The sequence below is a fragment of the Promicromonospora sp. NPDC050262 genome (assembly GCF_040655935.1).
GTDB lineage: Bacteria > Actinomycetota > Actinomycetes > Actinomycetales > Cellulomonadaceae > Promicromonospora.
Genome location: NZ_JBFAKX010000001.1, coordinates 320,309 through 338,176, shown reverse-complemented (window position 1 = coordinate 338,176; position 17,868 = coordinate 320,309). Strand labels below are relative to the sequence as shown.

The 17,868-nt window shown below is 73.7% G+C and carries 19 protein-coding genes; 8 read left to right on the top strand and 11 right to left on the bottom strand.

The annotated features are described in order from the left end of the window. Entirely contained in the window at window positions 1-867 is an 867-nt protein-coding gene (locus tag AB0I29_RS01475; protein ID WP_357477160.1) for an NmrA family transcriptional regulator, read from the bottom strand. A gap of 80 nt (window positions 868-947) precedes the next feature. Here AB0I29_RS01475 and AB0I29_RS01470 point away from each other — a divergent pair, with 80 nt between their 5' ends. Then, window positions 948-1,922 (top strand): AraC family transcriptional regulator, encoded by a 975-nt coding sequence (locus AB0I29_RS01470; RefSeq protein ID WP_357477156.1) that lies wholly within the window; start codon window positions 948-950, stop codon window positions 1,920-1,922. 91 nt (window positions 1,923-2,013) lie between these two features. Next, the gene (locus AB0I29_RS01465) at window positions 2,014-2,388 is read left to right on the top strand and encodes an L-rhamnose mutarotase (protein WP_357477153.1); all 375 of its coding nucleotides are present in this window, start codon (window positions 2,014-2,016) and stop codon (window positions 2,386-2,388) included. Window positions 2,389-2,457: 69 nt separating this feature from the next. Here AB0I29_RS01465 and AB0I29_RS01460 read toward each other — a convergent pair whose 3' ends face one another. Both AB0I29_RS01460 and sigJ read right to left on the bottom strand, forming a co-directional pair. Then, entirely contained in the window at window positions 2,458-2,952 is a 495-nt protein-coding gene (locus tag AB0I29_RS01460) for a hypothetical protein (protein ID WP_357477150.1), read from the bottom strand. Next, entirely contained in the window at window positions 2,945-3,904 is a 960-nt protein-coding gene (gene sigJ / locus AB0I29_RS01455; RefSeq protein ID WP_285101362.1) for an RNA polymerase sigma factor SigJ, read from the bottom strand. Before sigJ ends, AB0I29_RS01460 begins: the two co-directional genes overlap by 8 nt. Window positions 3,905-4,102: 198 nt before the next feature. Here sigJ and AB0I29_RS01450 point away from each other — a divergent pair, with 198 nt between their 5' ends. Next, window positions 4,103-4,858 carry an SDR family oxidoreductase gene (locus tag AB0I29_RS01450; RefSeq protein ID WP_285101364.1) on the top strand — a complete coding sequence of 252 codons (756 nt, stop codon included), beginning with the start codon at window positions 4,103-4,105 and terminating at the stop codon, window positions 4,856-4,858. Window positions 4,859-4,885: 27 nt separating this feature from the next. On the opposite strand, the gene AB0I29_RS01445 is transcribed toward AB0I29_RS01450, so the two are convergent. Beyond that, window positions 4,886-5,359 carry a cold shock domain-containing protein gene (locus tag AB0I29_RS01445; RefSeq protein ID WP_357477145.1) on the bottom strand — a complete coding sequence of 158 codons (474 nt, stop codon included), beginning with the start codon at window positions 5,357-5,359 and terminating at the stop codon, window positions 4,886-4,888. 101 nt (window positions 5,360-5,460) lie between these two features. Next, entirely contained in the window at window positions 5,461-6,435 is a 975-nt protein-coding gene (locus AB0I29_RS01440) for a DUF5937 family protein (RefSeq protein ID WP_357477142.1), read from the bottom strand. Window positions 6,436-6,532: 97 nt separating this feature from the next. On the opposite strand from AB0I29_RS01440, the gene AB0I29_RS01435 reads away from it, so the two are divergent. Further along, complete coding sequence (locus AB0I29_RS01435; RefSeq protein ID WP_357477139.1) at window positions 6,533-6,976, top strand: cupin domain-containing protein; 444 nt, start codon at window positions 6,533-6,535, stop codon at window positions 6,974-6,976. 255 nt (window positions 6,977-7,231) lie between these two features. After that, complete coding sequence (locus AB0I29_RS01430) at window positions 7,232-7,996, top strand: tetratricopeptide repeat protein (RefSeq protein WP_285101371.1); 765 nt, start codon at window positions 7,232-7,234, stop codon at window positions 7,994-7,996. A gap of 78 nt (window positions 7,997-8,074) precedes the next feature. Here the strand turns inward: AB0I29_RS01430 and AB0I29_RS01425 are convergent, their stop codons facing one another. Then, complete coding sequence (locus AB0I29_RS01425; RefSeq protein ID WP_285101373.1) at window positions 8,075-8,824, bottom strand: glucose 1-dehydrogenase; 750 nt, start codon at window positions 8,822-8,824, stop codon at window positions 8,075-8,077. 47 nt (window positions 8,825-8,871) lie between these two features. Beyond that, window positions 8,872-9,774, bottom strand: coding sequence for a TIGR03620 family F420-dependent LLM class oxidoreductase (locus AB0I29_RS01420; RefSeq protein ID WP_357477133.1), 903 nt, complete (start codon window positions 9,772-9,774; stop codon window positions 8,872-8,874). A 127-nt stretch (window positions 9,775-9,901) separates the two neighbouring features. Between AB0I29_RS01420 and AB0I29_RS01415 the strand changes: the two genes are divergently transcribed. Beyond that, complete coding sequence (locus AB0I29_RS01415; RefSeq protein ID WP_357477129.1) at window positions 9,902-10,507, top strand: TetR/AcrR family transcriptional regulator; 606 nt, start codon at window positions 9,902-9,904, stop codon at window positions 10,505-10,507. Between the two features lie 104 nt (window positions 10,508-10,611). Here AB0I29_RS01415 and AB0I29_RS01410 read toward each other — a convergent pair whose 3' ends face one another. Together AB0I29_RS01410 and AB0I29_RS01405 are read right to left on the bottom strand one after the other, a co-directional pair. Next, a complete protein-coding gene (locus tag AB0I29_RS01410; RefSeq protein WP_285101379.1) occupies window positions 10,612-11,211 on the bottom strand; it encodes an NAD-dependent epimerase/dehydratase family protein in 600 nt (199 codons plus the stop codon). 47 nt (window positions 11,212-11,258) lie between these two features. Next, on the bottom strand, window positions 11,259-12,536 hold the full coding sequence (locus AB0I29_RS01405) for an MFS transporter (RefSeq protein WP_357477124.1): 1,278 nt from the start codon (window positions 12,534-12,536) through the stop codon (window positions 11,259-11,261). Window positions 12,537-12,583: 47 nt separating this feature from the next. On the opposite strand from AB0I29_RS01405, the gene AB0I29_RS01400 reads away from it, so the two are divergent. Next, the gene (locus tag AB0I29_RS01400; RefSeq protein ID WP_357477121.1) at window positions 12,584-14,044 is read left to right on the top strand and encodes a PLP-dependent aminotransferase family protein; all 1,461 of its coding nucleotides are present in this window, start codon (window positions 12,584-12,586) and stop codon (window positions 14,042-14,044) included. 57 nt (window positions 14,045-14,101) lie between these two features. Here AB0I29_RS01400 and poxB read toward each other — a convergent pair whose 3' ends face one another. Then, window positions 14,102-15,835: a ubiquinone-dependent pyruvate dehydrogenase gene (poxB, locus tag AB0I29_RS01395; protein WP_357477118.1), complete on the bottom strand. Its 1,734-nt coding sequence runs from the start codon at window positions 15,833-15,835 to the stop codon at window positions 14,102-14,104. Window positions 15,836-15,934: 99 nt separating this feature from the next. Here poxB and AB0I29_RS01390 point away from each other — a divergent pair, with 99 nt between their 5' ends. Further along, a complete protein-coding gene (locus AB0I29_RS01390; protein WP_357477114.1) occupies window positions 15,935-16,936 on the top strand; it encodes a squalene cyclase in 1,002 nt (333 codons plus the stop codon). 22 nt (window positions 16,937-16,958) lie between these two features. Here AB0I29_RS01390 and AB0I29_RS01385 read toward each other — a convergent pair whose 3' ends face one another. Then, window positions 16,959-17,825, bottom strand: coding sequence for a LysR family transcriptional regulator (locus AB0I29_RS01385; protein ID WP_357477111.1), 867 nt, complete (start codon window positions 17,823-17,825; stop codon window positions 16,959-16,961). Window positions 17,826-17,868: the final 43 nt, after the last annotated feature.

Below are 17,868 nucleotides of genomic sequence, written 5' to 3'. Positions count from 1 at the left end.
TCAGGCCGGGAGCGTCCAGGCGCCCGACGCCGCGGCCCGGCGGGCGAAGGCGTCGAACGGCGTCGCGGGCCGGCCGAGCACCCGCTCGACCGTGTCCGTGGTCGCCGTGTTGCGCCCGTCGAGCACCTCCTGGAAGAGCCAGGCGAGGCTCTCGGCCTCCTCGGGGTGCACGCCGGCGGCGGTGAGCTCGGCGACGAAGTCGGCGGGCGTGAGCGGCACGTGCTGGACCGTCCGTCCGGTCGCCGCGCTCAGCACGCGCGCGACCTCGGTGAACGTCAAGGCTTCAGGGCCCGTCAGCTCCAGGACCTCGCCGGCGTGGGTGTCGCTGGTGAGCGCGAGGGTGGCGACGTCTGCGACGTCCTCCAGGCTGACGAACGGCTCGCGCACCTGGTCGGCAGGGACGGCGATGCGGCCGTCGAGCACGCCGCCGAGCAGGAAGTGCTCGCTGAAGTTCTCCTGGAACCAGGAGCAGCGCACCACGGTCGTGGCGGCCGAGGCGGCGAGGGCGAGGTCCTCGCAGGCCCGCGCGCCGTCCTCCCCGCGGCCCGAGAGCAGGACGATGCGCTCGACACCGTGCCGGACGGCGCGCGCGGTGAACGCGTCGATCACCGCGTCGGCGCCGGGCAGCGCCAGATCGGGGGAGTAGCAGACGTAGACGGCGGAGGTCCCGTCCAGTGCGGCGTCCCAGCCGGCGTCGTCGTGCCAGTCGAAGGGGGCTGCACCGGAGCGCGAGGCGATGCGGGGCTGGCGGCCCTGGGCGCGGAGCCGGTCGGCGACGCGGCGGCCGGTTCGGCCGGTGCCGCCGGTGACGAGGATCGGCGCGGTGGTCGTGGTGGTGGTTGGTGCGGTGCTCTCCGAAGTAGTCATGGGTCCATCGAAGCGGCGCCGGCCTGGACTCTGAATAGCTCAGAGTCTATGCCCCATGTTCCAGCGTCTAAGGTGGGCGGATGGACCCCCTGTCGCAGCTCCTCGCGCACCCGCACGCCGAGGGCGCCTTCACGCTGCTGATGTCGATGCGCGCGCCCTGGGCGGTCCGGGTCGAGGACGAGGCCGCGCTCACGGTCGTGATCGTCACCTCGGGCGGCGGCCTGCTGGAGGCCGGCGACGCGGTGCACGAGCTGCGCACGGGGGACGTCGCGCTGGTCCGCGGCCCGCTGCCCTACCGCGTGGCCGACGCCGCGGGCAGCGCGACGGTCGCGATCATCGAGCCCGGCCAGCGCTGCGTCACGCCGGACGGCGCCCCGCTCGACCTGGCCCTCGCCCACGGGCTGCGGCACTGGGGCAACGACCCCGACGGCCCGGACCGGATGATCGTCGCCTCCTACGCCGACGTCGGCAGCGTCGGGCGGTTCGTCACCGAGGTGCTGCCCGACGCCGCCGTGGTCGATGCGGGCGCGCTCGACCCGGCGCTCGTCGGCCACCTGGCGCGGGAGATCGCGCGCGACGACCTCGGCCAGAGCGTGGTGCTGGACCGCCTGGTCGACGTGGTGACCATCGAGTCGATCCGCGCCTGGACCGGCGCGCACCCGCCCGCCGGGCCCAGCTGGGTGGGTGGGATCGGCGACCCCGCGGTGAACGCGGCCCTCCGGGCGATGCACGCCGAACCCGAGCGCGCCTGGACCGTCGCCGGCCTCGCGCAGGCGGCCGCCGTCTCCCGCGCGACGCTCGCCGCGCGGTTCACCGAGCTCGTCGGCACGCCCCCGCTGCGGTACCTGACGAGCTGGCGGCTCGCCCTCGCGCGCGACCTGCTCGTGGACCGCTCGCTCACGCTCGACGCCGTGGCCCAGCGCGTCGGGTACTCGAGCGGGTTCGCGCTGAGCACGGCGTTCACGCGCGCGTTCGACGTCAGCCCGGCCGCGTACCGGCGTCGCCTCGCGGAGGGTCCGCGGTCGGTCGGGGCGACGAAGGTGATGCGGGGCTGAGCCCGGATCGTCGTGGCCGCGCCCGGTGCCCGCGATACGGTCCCCCGCGAGTTCTTCGGGCTCTGACCAGGTCCTGATACCGTGCCGACCCGTGAACCGACAAGCAAAGCAGCATGTCGAACAGCACGTCGAGCCGCAGGTCGAGCGGCACGGGCTCGTGGTCGACGTGGTGCCCGAGAAGCGCGAGGAGTACCTGCGCCTGCACGCCGCCGTCTGGCCGCAGGTCGAGGCGACGCTCCAGGCCTGCAACGTGCACAACTACACGATCTTCGTGCTGGAGAACACGCTGTTCGCCTACTACGAGTACACCGGCGACGATCATGAGGCCGACATGGCCCGGATCGCGGAGGACCCCGTGACGCAGGAGTGGTGGACGCACACCGACCCGTGCCAGACGGCGTTCGGCACCGACGCCGCGCCGGGCGAGGGCTGGCGCGACATGCAGGAGGTCTGGCACCTGTCCTGACGGGGCGGGTGCGGGGGCGACGTCGTCCCCGGGAGCGGGTAACGGAGACGTAGCAGTGCTACGTCTCCGTTACCTCTCCGGCTGGGTGACGTCTCCCGTCGGGCCTGCAATCGATTGCGGGCGGCGGCCCGGGACCAGCAGCCCGATCGCCAGCAGGATCGCGACGGCGAGCACCACGACCTGGCCTATCGCCTCGTCGGTCGGGAGGTGTCCGAGGTGGGTCACGTGGTACGCGAAGTGCAGGACGCCGAAGACCGTCCACGCGATCCCGAGCACGCGGCAGCCCGCCTGGGAGGGCCGGAAGAGCCCGTAGAGGCTCGCCGCGCCGAGCGCGAGGTACATGGCGCCGTGGTCGCGGACCAGGTGCTCGTTGTAGGGGCCGTCCTTGGAGACCCACTCGCCGAGCACGGACGGGAAGTGGTCGTAGTAGGCCTGCGGCAGGAAGTACGACCACGCGCCGACGAAGCCGACGATGATCACGGTCGCGACCAGGGACCCGTACTGGACGCGGCCCACCGGCCGCGTCCCGGCCGGTGCGGGCGCTGTGGTTGCCGGGTCAGTCATGGTCGTGTCCTTCGAGCTTCTCGGGGGTCGGGATCCAGTGGGTGAGCTTGGCGGGGTTGAGCATGATCCACACGTCGGTGACCAGGTCGTTCTCCACGTGCAGGGTCATCACGCCGGCCACCTGGTCGCCGGTGCGCAGCACCACGCCCAGGCCGTCGGCGGTGGGTTCCAGGTGGTGGGTCAGCTCGGGCATCTTGGCGTCGACGCCGAGCACGAGCCGCGCCACCCGGCCCGGGCCCTCGATGACGTTGAGCGCGGCGGTGACCAGGCCGTTCGCGTCCGTGCGGAGCTGGACGTCCGGCGCGAGCACCCGCATGAGCTGCTGGATGTCGCCGGCCTGGGCGGCGTGCAGGAACGCCCGGACCGTCCGGTCGTGCTCCTCGCGGGGCACGGCGGCGGTCCGGTTCTCGCGGACCTGCCGCCGTCCGGACGCCGCGAGCTGCCGGACGGCGGCGGGCGACCGCCCGACGATCCCCGCGATCTCGTCGAACGGGACGGCGAACACGTCGTGCAGCACGAACGCGACCCGCTGCGCGGGGGTCATCGCCTCCAGGACGACGAGCAGCGCCGTGCTGACGGCGTCGTCCAGGGTGACCCGCTCCAGCGGGTCGGTCGTGCCGTCGAGCGGGGCCGTGCCGTCGAACAGGCCGGCGGGCACCGGCTCGGGCAGCCACTGCCCGACGTACTGCTCCCGCCGCCGGCGCGCCGACGCCAGGAGGTCGAGGGCGATGCGGCCGGCCACGCGGGTCAGCCACCCGGCGGGGTTGACGATCTCGGCGCGCTCGGCCTCGTCGATCCGGTACCAGCGCACGTAGGTCTCCTGCACCACGTCCTCGGCGTCGGCGAGGGTCCCGGTCATCCGGTACGCCAGCGACAGCAGGCGGCGGCGCTCGGCGAACACGTCGTCCAGCGTGTGGTCCGGCTGATCCGTGTGGTCCGGCTGGTCGTTCATGGACGTTCCCGGCCTTCGGTGGGGTGGTCTCTCGTTCATCATCACCCTGACGACGCAGCCCCGCGGAGTGTGAGGCCGGGTGGGTGACCCTGCGGCGGACCTCACACTTTCCGCGCCCGTCTCGTCAGGACCCCGGAGGGCTGGGGCGCGGCCCCGACCCTCCAGGGACACAATGAGGCAAGGACCGGAGGAAGAGCGATGAGGATCGCAGTCGCAGGAGGAACAGGAACGGTCGGCAGGCACGTCGTCGCCGCGGCGCGCGAGCGCGGGCACGACGCGGTGGTGCTGTCGCGATCGGACGGCGTGGACGTCACCACGGGCCGGGGGCTGACGGCGGCGCTGCACGGGGTGGACGTCGTCATCGACGTCACCAACACCACCACGTTCTTCGCGTCCACGGCGCGAAAGTTCTTCGAGACCGCGACGCACCACCTGCTCGCGGCAGAGCGGGCGAACGGCGTCGGCCACCACGTGGCCCTGTCGATCGTCGGGATCGACAACATCGACGCCTCCTACTACGCGGGCAAGATCGCGCAGGAGCGTGCCGTCATGGCGGGCGACGTGCCGTACACGATCGCGCGCGCGGCGCAGTTCCACGAGTTCGTCGGGCAGCTCCTGCACAGCCAGAAGGGCCCGGTCGTGATCATGCCGACGGCGCCGATGCGCCCGGTCGCCGCCCGTGAGGTCGGCGAGCACCTCGTGACCGTGGCCGAGGGCGGGGCCGTGGGGCGGGCCACCGACCTGGTCGGGCCGCGGGACGAGCAGCTCGCCGACGTCGCGCGCCGCCAGCTCGCGCACGAGGGCATCCGCCGCAGGGTGTGGGAGGTCCGGCTGCCCGGCACCTACACGCGGGGCCTGGCCTCCGGCTCGCTGCGCGGCGGCAGCGAGCGCGTCGAGGGCAAGATCACCTTCGACGACTGGCTGGCGAGCGAGGACCACCGGCCGGTCGGCTGACGGTCACGGGCCCCGGCGGACCCCCGCTCACCAGAGGTCGTGCGGGATCCACCGGAGCACCACGAGCATGATGACGCCGCTGATCAGCAGCGGCGTCCATTCCTCGTGCCCGTTGGCCACCTGGATCACGCCGATCACCAGGCTGGGCAGCGCCGCGAGGGCGACCAGCGTGATCACGGCTCGCATCCAGGTGGGGAGCTTGACCGGCTGGTCCGACTGGTCCGGGCGGGCCGGTTGGGCGGGTCCGGGCTCCGGTACGAGCCCGAGCCCCGCCAGTTCCTCCTCGGTGAGGATCGGGCCGAGCGGGGTGACTGCGGCCGCGCGTGGGCCGTCGGCGTGCTGCGCGATCGCGAACGCGACCCGCTCGCCTCGCTCCAGCGCCTGGTCGCCGTGCGTCCGGATCTCGACCTGGTGCACGCGCAGCGGCGGCCCGCCGCCGTCCGGGACGATCACGCCCCACCCGGTCCCGGCGTCGTACGCCGACACGGTCCCCTCGGCCATCACGTGCCCCCTGTGCGGTGTGGTCGTGCGGTGCGGTCGTCTGGCCAGGACCGTAGCGGGGGAGCCGGGCGGCGACAAGGAGGCCGGGCCGGTCGGCCCCGTCAGCGGCCCGGTCGGGGGCGCGGCGGGGCCGCCTCCAGCAGGGCGCGGCCGGCCACGGTGAGCTCGTGCGTGACCGTGCGTCCGGCCCGGCTGCTGTCGATCAGCCCGGCGTCGCGCAGGATCGTCAGGTGCTCGCTGGCCGTCGGCTTCGTGACGCTGACCAGGTCGGCCACCACGGAGGTCTGCAGCGGTGTGACGAGCGCGGCCAGGATCCGCGACCGGGTGACGCCCAGCAGCCGGTCCAGGGACCTCGGGGTCACGGGCGCCGACCAGAGGTAGCGTCCCGTCGCCGGGTAGCAGATCGCCGGGGACCAGTGGTCCGACGTGGTGCACTGCACCCGGTCGGTGATGAACAGCGACGGCACCAGGATGAGCCCGTCCGGGCAGTCGACGCCGACGTCGACCGCCGACTCGATCGTGATCGTGTCGCCCTCGGCGCTCGCGGAGGGGTGCAGGCGTGGCACGACCGCGCGTAGCCCCTCGCGGTTGACCTGCACGGCCCGGTCCAGCATCTCGGCGCGGAGCGCCTGCCGCATGGACGGCCACTCCGGTTCCACGGCCGCCTTCCACAGGCGGCGCACCGCGGCGGCGGCCTGGGTGCGGGTCCGCTCGGGGTCGTCGAGCAGGCGGCGGCGGACGTCGTCGTCGTGCCTGGCCGCGGCGTCGACCAGCTCGGCGTGCACCTGGTCGAGCGGCGCGGCGAGCAGGGCGGCCAGGCCGTCGTCGAAGGTCGGCTCGCTGGACATGGGTGACGGGTCCAGGAAGTCGGGGCGGTAGGCGCCGTCGGCCATGAAGACCGTCAGCGCCGACAGGTCCAGGCCCGTCAGACGCTGCCGCCGCCGGCGCAGCCACGGCTGGAACACGGGGTGCCGCCGCGGCTCGGTCAGCAGCCGGGCGAGGCTGACCACCTCGTGGACCGGCGACATCGCCCACCGGACGCTCGCGGCGCCGGCGCCCAGTCGGTAGCGGATCACCGCCTCATTGTCGGGGCATCACCGCAGGCGGGACCAGACTGTTCGGCCACGGCCGAATCGAGCGCGGGCGGCGTGGCCCGCTGGCGAGACTCGGGGCATGACACAGGACACGACGCAGCAGACCGACGACCGGCTGATCCACCTCGGCGCCAGCGGTTCGACCATCGAGGTCCTCGCGAGCGCCGGGGAGACCGACGGGGCCCTGAGCCTCTACCGCTGGCGCCTGGCGCCCACCAGCAGGGGACCGGCCCCGCACTTCCACACCACCTTCGGCGAGACGTTCGTGGTCGAGGACGGCGAGGTCGACTACTTCGACGGGACCGCGTGGCGCACCCTCCGCGCGGGCGGCACGGCACACTCCCCGCGCGGCACCGTGCACGGGCTCCGCAAGGAGCGCGACGAGCCGGCCACCCTGCTCATGGTGCTCTCGCCGGGCGTGCGGCGGGAGGATTACTTCGCGCAGCTCGCCACCGCCCGGGAGGCGGACATGGATCGGCTGCACGAGGCGCACGACAACCACTTCGTCGACGAGGACCGGTGACGGCGGCCGGCGGCGGACCCCGACGGCGATGCCGGGCGGCGTCTGACCCTGCTCGCCTTCGAGGGCCCGACTTTCTTCGCTTTGGACGGCTCCAAAGCGAAGAAAGTCGGGCCCTCGAAGATGAGCTGGCCATGCCCGCCGTCGGCCACGGCCGGTCAGAGGCCTCGATGGCCCTCTCGACCGTCCCCTCGACGGCCGCCCGGTCGGCGTCCCTGCGCGGCTAGGCTCACCGGGGCTACGAGAAAGGCAACCCGGATGAGTTTCAGCGAGACCGCGCGCGCTGCGTTCCGGCGCGGGGACGACGCCGCCGTCGCGCGGCTGGCGCACGACGAGGTCGAGCGGGCCCGCGTGGCCGACGACCTGCCCGCGCTCGTCGAGGCGCTCTACATGCAGTCGCGGCTGGCGATCCGGGGCGGCGACCTGGCCGAGGCGGCGCGCATCGCCTCGGACGCGCTGGCGGCCGCCGTCCGGACCGGCGATCGGAGCCTGGAGGAACGACCGCGGCACGTCCTGGCCGGCGTGACGCGGATGGCGGGCGACCTGCCCCGCGCCCGCGTGCTCTACCAGGAGAGCATCGACCTCAACGAGGCGCTGGGCAACGACGACACCGTCACCTCCGAGCTGCACAACCTGGCGTTCACGGAGCTGAGCCTCGGCGAGACGGCGGCGGCCCGCGAGCGGTTCGCGACAAGCCGGTCCCGGATCGTCGGCGCCGGGTACCGCGACTTCGTCCCGTACGCGTACGTCGGGGCCGCCGCGACGGCGGTGGCCGACGACGACCTGGTCCGGGCGGCCCGCCTGCTCGGCCTCGCGCGGCGCGCCTTCGACGACCTGGGCCAGGTCCCCGACCCGGACGACGCCGAGGAGCTCGCCGCCGTCGAGACGGCGGTGCGGAGCGCGCTCGGCGCGGTCCGGGCCGAGGAGGAACGCGTGGCCGGGGCCGGGCTGGACCCGTGGGAGACGCTGGTCCGCGCCGTGGAACGAGGCGTCGAGCCCGGCGTCGCCCGAACCGGGAAGTAGAGCCGGCCCGCGAAGTCGAGCCGGCGCGGGAGGAGCAGCCGCCGAACCGGCAGCGCGCTCAGGGTTCGCCGGCCCCGGTCAGACCTGCACCTCACCACCGTCGACGAACAGCTCGGTGCCCGTGACGAAGCTGCTCTGGTCGGAGGCCAGGAACAGCACCGCGTTCGCGATCTCCTCGGGCCTGCCGAGCCGGCCCAGCGGGACGTTGCCGGCGAGCATGGTGAGCAGGCCGGGGGCCTGGGCGGGGTCGGGCGCGAGGCCGCTCAGCCCGGGCGTCTCGGTGGGTCCGGGGGCGATCGCGTTCACGCGGATCCCGCGGCCGGTCAGCTCCGCGGCCCAGGTCCGGGTGAAGGACCGCAGCGCGGCCTTGGTCGCCGAGTAGACGCCGAACGACGGGGCCCCCTTGCTGGCGGCGGTGGAGCCGGTGATCACGACGGACGCGCCGTCGTTGAGCACGGGCAGGGCCTTCTGCACGGTGAACACCGTGCCGCGGACGTTGACGCCGAAGGTCTCGTCGAAGCCTGCCGGCGTCAGCTCCTGGAGGGTGGCGAACCGGCCGCCCCCGGCGTTGACGAACAGCACGTCGAGCCCCCGGCCGTGCGCGGTGACCGTCGCGAAGACCCGGTCGAGGTCGTCGAGGTCGGAGACGTCGCCGCGGATACCGGTGGCGTTGTCACCGAGCTCCGCCACCGCGGCGTCGAGCTCCGCCTGCCGGCGGCCGGTGAGGAAGACGTGCGCCCCCTCGGCCGCGAACCTGCGCGCGGTGGCCAGGCCGATGCCCGACGTGCCGCCGGTGACCAGTGCGGTCTTGTTCTGGAGCTGTCCCATGTCGATCTTCTTCTTTCGTGGTGGTCAGGGTGGGGCTGGTAGGTGGGTCAGGCCTCGGCGAGCGACGGCAGGAACGTCGCCAGCTCGCGCCAGGTGGCCCGCGGGAGGTCGTCGGAGCCCAGGACGTGGACGGCGACGTGGTCGGCCCCGGCGTCGAGGTGCGCACGCACCCGCGCCTGGATCGTGTCGACGTCACCCCAGGCGACGACGGCGTCGATCAGCCGGTCGCTCCCGCCCGGCACGAGGTCGTCGTCGTCGAAGCCGAGGCGGCGGAGGTTGTTCCGGTAGGCGGGGAGACCGACGAACATGCCGACGCCGGCGCGGGCGGTCGCCCGCGCGCGGTCTGGGTCGCTGTCCAGGACGACCGCCTGGTGCGGGGCGATGAGCGGGCTCGGGCCGAGCGCCGCCCGCAAGCGTGCGGTGTACCGCGGTGTGACCAGGAAGGGGTGGGTGCCGGCGGTTCGCGCCGCGCCGAGGGTCGCCATGCGCGGCCCCAGGGCGCCGAGCAGCCGACGGTCCGCCGGCAGCGGCGTCGGTGCGGCGTCCAGGTCGTCGAGGTACCGGGTCATGGAGACGACGGGCCTGCCGAACTGGTGCCCGTGGCCGCGCGCCGAGCCGGGGTCGCTGATCCCGAGACCCACGACGGTCCGGGGCCCGTGCAGCCGGTCGAGCCGGGCCACCTCGTGCGCGACCTTCTCGGCCGGGGTGCCCCAGATGCCAAGGACGCCCAGTGCGACCGTGCTCTCCGGCGCCGCGCGCAGGAGGTTCTCGGTGTCCTCGAGCACGCCCTTCCCGTCGAGCCCGGGGATCCACAGCGCGCGCAGCCCGAGCTCGTTCAGCTCGGCGGCCGCGTCCTGCACCACCGGCCGGTCCGCACCCCGGAGCTGCATGCTCCACACGCCCAGGGGCCCCAGGATTCTGGCCAGCTCGCGTCCTGCCATCACACTCATCTCCTAGTTTCTAACCGCTCGGTTAAGAACTGGAACGTAGCACGCTGCGATCGCGAGCGCCAAGTTTCTGAACGATCGGTTGTAAATTGGGTACACTGCAGGCGGAGACACTCGGGAAGGAGTGGTCATGGCGGGCGGAAGGCCGCGGACGTTCGATGCCGAGGCAGCGCTGGACCGTGCGGTCGAGGTGTTCTGGCGACAGGGCTACGAGGGCACGGCCGTCTCGGAGCTGACCGAGCGGATGGGCGTCAACAAGCCGAGCCTGTACGCGGTGTTCGGCACCAAGGAGGAGCTGTTCCAGCAGGTCGTGCGGCGCTACGCCGAGGTGGAGCTCGCCTACTTCCGCGACGCCCTCACCCGCCCGACGGCGATGGAGGTGGTGCGCGACTACCTCGACCGCAACGCGGTCGCGCTCACGCGCCCCGACCGCCCCCGGGGGTGCCTGTCGATCCAGGGCGGGTTGTCCGCCAACCCCGCCCACGACACGGTGACGCAGTTCCTCGCGAGCAGCCGCCGGGCCGGTGAGGACGCGCTGGCCGAGCGTCTCACCCGGGCGCGCGAGGAGGGCGACCTGCCCGCCGACGCCGACCCTGCGGCCCTCGCCCGCTACGTCATGGTCGTGTCCGAGGGGCAGGCCGTCCACGCGTCCGCGGGCGTCACGCGCGACGAGCTGATGCAGTCCGCGGCGATCGCCCTCAAGGCGTTCGAGCAGGCTCTCGCGCCCGCGGGCTGACCGGGCCGCGACGGAGTGGCCGCGACGGGGTGGACGCGACGGGGTGGGCGCGGCAGCCGCGTCCACCCCGGGCCCCGGCCCCGGCCGGTGCCGACGCCGCTGCCTCAGTCGGTGATGACGACGACGCCCGAGGGCGCGTCCAACAGCTCGACGGTCAGCTTCGCGGCGTGGTCGATCTGCACCCGCGGCTCGGTGGGGACCGGCCCCTCGTTGTAGGTGCCGGGGCCGTAGAACTGCCCGTAGCTCAGCACGACGCCGCCCTCCGCGAGGGTGGTGCGCTCCAGCTCGGCCACGGCCAGCGCGTCCGGTCCGTCGGGCAGCTGCCAGGCGACCGTCTGCGCGAGGTACCTCGGCGACCCGCTCGCGCGAGCGGCCTCGATCAGGTTCTGGTTCCCCTCCGTGCGGATGCGGGCGTTCAGCTCCGCATGGGCGCCGATGCTCCCGACGTCGTCCGGCAGGTCGGTGAGCTCGTTCAGGATCACGTCGGGCGCGAAGTCACGGACCACCTGGACCAGCCTCTCGCGGTCGAACACGTCGCAGACGATCGCCTCGGCGCCGAGCTGCCTGAGCAGGTCGGCCTTGCCGGCGGTTCGTGTCATCCCGCCGACGACGTAGCCGGCCTCGACCAGCCGAGGGACCAGTAGCTGACCGATGACGCCGGACGCTCCGGCGACGAACACTCGTCGGCCGTTGGTGCTGGGCATGTGCCTACCTTCTTTCCTTGTGGGGGTTTCTTCTTGTGGGTAGCTGGTCATGCGCGGCTGAGCTCGCGCGGGCCGGCCGGGTCGCCGGCGTCCTGCCCCAGCCCGCGGCGCTTCAGGTGCTGCTGTGCGCCGAGGCTGAGCAGCGAGAGGGCGACGACGACCGCGCTGTACCAGCCGACGGTGGGCACCACCCCGAGGGCGTCCGTGAGCTGGCCGGCGACGACGACGGGCAGCCCCAGGCCGAGGTACGACACGACATAGACGCCCGCGACCACTCCTGCCCGCTGGTGCGCGGCCACGAGCGGGATGATCAGGCCCAGGGCCGCGGTGAACGCCGCGCCGAACCCGACGCCGGCGACCGCCTGCCCCACGAACATGGCACCGAGGCTGCCCGCCCAGGCTCCGGCGATGATCCCGACGGCGCCCAGGGACGCCGAGTAGATCCCGATGGTGACCGCCGTGCGGGGGCGCACCCGCGCGAACGACAGGCCGACGACCACGGAGACCGCCGGTGCGATGAACCCGGCGAGCCCGTCGAGCAGGCCGCTGTCGAGGTGGAACACGCTGTGCACCATGCTCGGGGCGAGGCCGCCCGAGAGGCCCGCGAGCATCCACACCGCCGCCACCACGGGAGCCGCGGCGAGGAACTCGGGGCGCGCCGCGGGCGGGACGGCGACCTGGGGGATCATCGACCGGAGGGCGCCGGGGCCTCTCCGGATGGTCTCCGGGGACGCGGCGACGGCGAGTCCGCCGACCACGGTCAGCACGCTCAGCACGACGAAGACGATCGTGTTGGCCGAGGGTGTGAGCTGGATCGCGAGACCGGCGAGGAGCGAGCCGACGGCCAGGCCGCCGGTGAGCCCGACGCTGCCGAGGATCGGGCCGAGGCCCTTCCGGCCGTCGGGCGCGTGCTCGACCAGTGCGGCGGTGAAGGCGGCGGTCGCCGCGCCGCTGGCGATCCCCTGGATGATCCGGCCCGCGATGACCCAGCCGACGTCGAGTGCGAGGAGAAAGACCAGGTTCGACGCGAGCTGGACGACCAGGGCGCCGATCAGCACCGGCCGTCGCCCGAGATGGTCCGACAGCGAGCCCAGGACGAGCGCCGCGGCGAGGAAGCCGACCGCGTAGACCGCGAACGCCACGGTGAGCAAGGACGGCGGGAAGTCCCACCGGGCCCGGTAGACGACGAGCAGGGGCGTGAGCGCACCTGCCGCGAGATACATGCTGGTGAACGCGAGAGCCGCACCCGCCAGTGCCAGGCCTGCAGGAAGCGTGCGCCGCTCGGGGCTGCTGCCCGCGGCGCCATGGAGCTGGTTGTTGCGCATGCCCCCGACTTTACGAAGCAAGCGGTCCGGGCATACCGTCCACTTTCATGGAAGTTTCGCAGACCAATTCGGGGGCGGAGTTCCTCTCGGCCGCTGGGATCGACCTGCACCTGGAACCGAAGGGCCCCGGCGTTCGGGCCGGACTCACCGACGCCCTCCGGCAGGCGGTGCGTACCGGACGCCTGGTTCCCGGCACCCGGCTCCCCGCGTCCCGCACGCTGGCCGCCGACCTCGGGATGGCGCGCAGCACCGTGACCGAGTGCTACGCCGAGCTGGTGGCCGAGGGCTGGCTCACCGCCCAGCAGGGCTCCGGCACCCGGGTGGCCGCCCGGCCCGGTCCTGGGGCCGGCGGGCCGACGCCGCCCCAGCCGCACCGCATGCACCGGCGACCTGCCCAAGGACTGGTCCCGGGCGCCGAGGACTTCGCGGAGTTCCCCCGGACCGCATGGGTGGCCGCCGCGCGACGGGCCCTGGCCGCGGCGCCGTACGACGCGTTCGGGTACGGCGACCCGCTCGGCCGCATCGAGCTGCGCTCCGCGCTGGCGGAGTACCTCGCCCGCGTACGGGGCGTGTACGCCGAGCCGGAGAGAATCATCATCAGCGCGGGCTTCCACCAGGGGTTGGGCCTGCTCGCCCGCGCCCTGAAGGCGCAGGGCGTCCGGGCCGTCGCCGTCGAGTCCTACGGCCTCGACCTCTACCGCGAGCTGCTGGCCGACGCCGGGCTCGACATCCCTGCGCTGCGCGTCGACGCCGACGGTGCGCGGACGGGCGACCTGGCCACCCTGCCCGGGGTCGGTGCCGTCCTGCTGACACCGGCGCACCAGTTCCCGACCGGCGTCGCGCTGGCTCCCGGACGCCGGGCGGCAGTGCTCGACTGGGCGCACCGCACCGGCGGGCTGATCGTGGAGGACGACTACGACGGGGAGTTCAGGTACGACAGGCAGCCCATCGGGGCGCTCCAGGGACTGGACCCCGAACGGGTCGCGTACTTCGGCACGGCGAGCAAGTCGCTGGCCCCCGCGCTGCGCCTCGCCTGGATGGTCCTGCCCAAGGGCTGGGTCCCGAGGGTGGCCGCGGTCAAGGGGCCGGTCGAGGTGACGAGCGTCCTCGACCAGCTGACCTTCGCGGAGCTCATCGCCTCGGGCGGGTTCGACCGCCACGTGCGGGCGATGCGGCAGCGCTATCGCCGTCGGCGCGACCAGCTGATCACGGCCCTGGCGGAGCACGCGCCGGGCGTCCGGGTGACGGGTATGGCGGCGGGCCTGCAGGCGGTGGTGGAGCTACCACCCGGGACCGAGCGGGCGGCGCTCCGGTCGGCGGCGCAGCACGGTCTCCTGGTGAGCGGGCTCACCGAGTTCCGGCACGAGGGCCTGACCACCGGCTCGCACGGGTCGGACCGGGCAGCGCTCGTCGTCAACTACTCCGCGGTGTCGGACAGCGCCTGGCCGCGTGCGCTGGACACGCTCTGCCGCATCATGCCGCCAGGGCCGGGTCGGCGGCCCGGGTGAGCCCCTCAGGGACGATGTGACCAGTGCACGGCGGTGTCGCACGGCGACGCGGCCGGATCAGTCGAACAGGCGCCGGAACACGTTCGTGTCGGCGAGGTCCACCAGCTCGTCGCCGCGCCCGGACATGATCGTGCGGATCGCGTACAGCGTGAAGCCCTTGACCTGCTGGGCGCTGATCGCGGGCGGGATCGACAGCTCCTGGCGGGCCGTCACGACGTCCACCAGCGCCGGGCCGTCGTGCTCGAAGGCGGCGCGCAGGGCGCCCTCCAGGTCGTCGGGCTGCTCGACCCGCCGGCCGTGGATCCCCATCGCGTTCGCGACGTCCGCGAAGTTCGGGTTGTCGAGCTGGGTGCCGAAGTTCACGAAGCCGGCGGCCTTCATCTCCACCTCGACGAAGTTCAGCGAGGAGTTGTTGAACACCACGATCTTCACGGGCAGCTTGTTCTGCCGCAGGGTGAGCAGCTCGCCCAGCAGCATCGCGAGCCCGCCGTCGCCCGCCAGCGCGACCACCTGACGCTCCGGGAACGCCGACTGGGCGCCGATGGCGTGGGGCAGGGCGTTCGCCATGGTCCCGTGGTTGAACGACCCGATCAGCCGGCGCCTGCCGTTCATCTCCAGGTAGCGGGCGGCCCAGACCACGGGGGAGCCGACATCGGGGATGAACACCGCGTCGTCGCTCGCCAGCTCGCTCACCAGCCGCGCGACGTACTGCGGGTGGATCGGCTCGCGGTTGCGGTCGTTGTCGGCCAGCTCGTCGAGGCTCTTGCGCGCCCGCGCGTAGTGCTTGAGGGAGGAGTCGAGGTGCCGGCGGTTGCCGCGCTCGTCCAACCGCGGCAACAGCGCCTCGATGGTGTCGCCGACGTCGCCCACCAGGCCCAGGTCGATCGGCGTGCGCCGGCCGAGCTGCTCGCCCCGCAGGTCGACCTGCACGATCTGCGCCTTGGACGGGTAGAACTGCTGGTAGGGAAAGTCGGTGCCGAGCATGAGCAGGGCGTCGCAGCTCTCCATGGCCCGGTAGCCGGAGGCGAAGCCGAGCAGCCCCGTCATGCCGACGTCGTACGGGTTGTCGTACTCCAGGAACTCCTTGCCGCGCAGCGCGTGCACGACGGGCGCCTTGAGCTTCTCGGCGATCCGGACCACCTGCTCGTGGGCGCCCTCCGTGCCGGCGCCGCCCAGGATGGTCACCTTCTTCGCCTCGTTCAGGATCTGCGCCGCGATCCCCAGCTCGTGCTCGCCCGGGCGCACCACGGGCTGGGTCGCCCGGATCGGCGCCGACTTCTTGCGGCCCGCGCTCTCGGCGAGGAACACCTCGCCCGGCACGACGACGACGGCGACGCCGCGCCGCTCCACCGCGGTGCGCATCGCGATCTCGAGCACCCGCGGGAGCTGCTCCGGCATGCTCACCAGCTCGGTGTAGACGCTGCACTCGCGGAACAGCTCCTGCGGGTGCGTCTCCTGGAAGTAGGTGCTGCCGATCTCGGCCCCGGGGATGTGCGCCGCGATCGCGAGCACGGGGACCCGGCTCCGGTTGGCGTCGTAGAGCCCGTTGATCAGGTGCAGGTTGCCGGGCCCGCAGCTCCCCGCGCACACCGCGAGCTCACCGGTCAGCGCGGCCTCGGCGGCCGCCGCGAACGCCGCCGCCTCCTCGTGGCGCACGTGCTGCCAGGTGACCGTGTCGTTGCGCCGGATGGCGTCCGTGAACCCGTTCAGCGAGTCGCCCGGCAGGCCGTGGACCCGCTCGACCCCCGCGTCCTCGATGATCTCGACGATGGTCTCGGCAACGTTGGTCATGGCGCGAACGTATGCCCGGTCGAATCGCGTCGCAACGCCGGATGCCGGGTCACCCGCACTTGCCTGGAACGCGCGACCGTCGCGCTCTAGTCTCGGCGTATGACCTCCTCGCGGGTGTCCGACGACGTGCTGGCCTGGCTGCTCGACAGCGACCCGGCGCTGCGCTGGCAGGTCGAGCGGGACCTGCTGCGCGCGCCCGACGCCGTCTGGCGGGCCACTCGCGCCCGCGTGGCCACGGAGGGCCTGGGTGCCGGCCTCCTCGCCCGGCAGGACGACGCCGGTACCTGGGCCGGCGGGGCGTTCTTCCCCGCGGGCTTCGACTTCTCCGGGCCGGAGGCCCAGCCCGGAGCCGGGCAGCCGTGGACGGCCACCACGTGGTCGCTCAACTCCCTGCGGGAGTGGGGCCTGGACGCCGCGGTGCTGCGCGAGCGGGACACCGCCGGGCTGATCGCGGCCAACGCCCGGTGGGAGTACGACGACCTGCCGTACTGGGGCGGCGAGGTGGACGCGTGCATCAACGGGTTCACGCTGGCCAACGGCGTCTGGCTCGGGGCGGACGTCCAGGGGATCGCCGACTGGTTCGTGGCGCACCAGATGGACGAGGGCGGCTGGAACTGCGAGTGGGTCGAGGGGTCGACCCGCGCCTCGGTGCGCTCCACGCTCAACTCCCTCAAGGGCCTGCTCGCCTACGAGGAGGCGACCGGCGGCACGGACGCCGTCCGCCAGGCGCAGGCCCGCGGCGAGGAGTACCTCCTGGAGCGGCACCTGATCCGGCGGCTGACCACCGGCGAGCCCGTCGCCGACTGGGTCTTCCGGCTCGCGTACCCGTTCCGGTCGTTCTACGACGTGCTCAGCGCCACCGACTACTTCCGTGCGGCCTCCGTGCTCCGCGGCACGCCGCCCGACGCACGGGTCGCGGAGGCGGTCGAGCTGGTCCGCGCGCAGCGGCAGCCGGACGGCACCTGGCTGCAGGCGCGGCGCCACCCGGGCCGCGTGTGGTTCGAGGTCGACGTCGACGCGGGGCAGCCGTCGAAGTGGCTGACGTTCCACGCCGCGCGGGTGCTGGCCTGGTGGGACGACGCCGCCCACGGGAGCTGCTGAGGCGCGTCCGGCCGGGACGGGGTCAGGACGAGGCGCTCGCCGCCAGGTGCGCCGCGGTCTCCAGGAGGCCGTCCAGCGCCGCCGACCGGGCGCCCGCCGGCCAGGCGAGCAGCGTCGTCACCTCGGGTGCGTCGACGACGGGCACCGCCACGTGCTCCGGCCACTGCCAGGCCCGGCTGGAGCCCGGGATGACCAGCAGCGTGCGGCCGAGGGCGACGAGCTGCGCGAGCTGGGACTGGGTGCGGACCTCGGGCCCGGGACCGGGCGGGTAGGTGCCGTCGTGCTGCGGCCAGCGCGCGATCGGCAGGCCGGGCACGCCGCTCACCTCGGCCACGGTCAGGCTGGTGCGCTGCGCGAGCGGGTGCGCGGCGGGGACGATCGCGACCTGGCCCTCGGTCACGATCTCGACGGTGTCCAGGCCCGTCAGCACGTCGAACGGGGAGTGCACGAGCGCGACGTCCGCGCTGCCGTTGCGCAGGAGCTGGCCCTGCCCACCGATCTCGCAGAGCAGCACGTCGACCTCCACGGCACCGGGTCGCGCCGCGTACGAGTCGAGCAACCGCTTGAGCAGCTCGTGGGAGGCGCCGGCCTTCGTGGTCAGGACCAGCCCTGGCGTCGGCGCCGCCGCACGCCGGGTCCGGCGTACGACGGCGTCCACCGCGTCGAGGGCGAGCCGCGCCTCGGCCAGCATGGCCGCCCCGGCGGCCGTGAGCGAGACGCCCCGGCGGTCCCGGTCCAGGAGTACGACACCGAGGCGCCGCTCGAGCTGCTGGACGGCGCGCGACAGCGGCGGCTGGGCCATGTTCAGGCGCTCCGCGGCCCGGCCGAAGTGCAGCTCCTCCGCCACGGCGACGAAGTACCTCAGCTCGCGGGTCTCCAGTCCGTCCACAGGCCCAGGGTAGCGGTGATACCGGTGGGGTATCAGTCCCGAT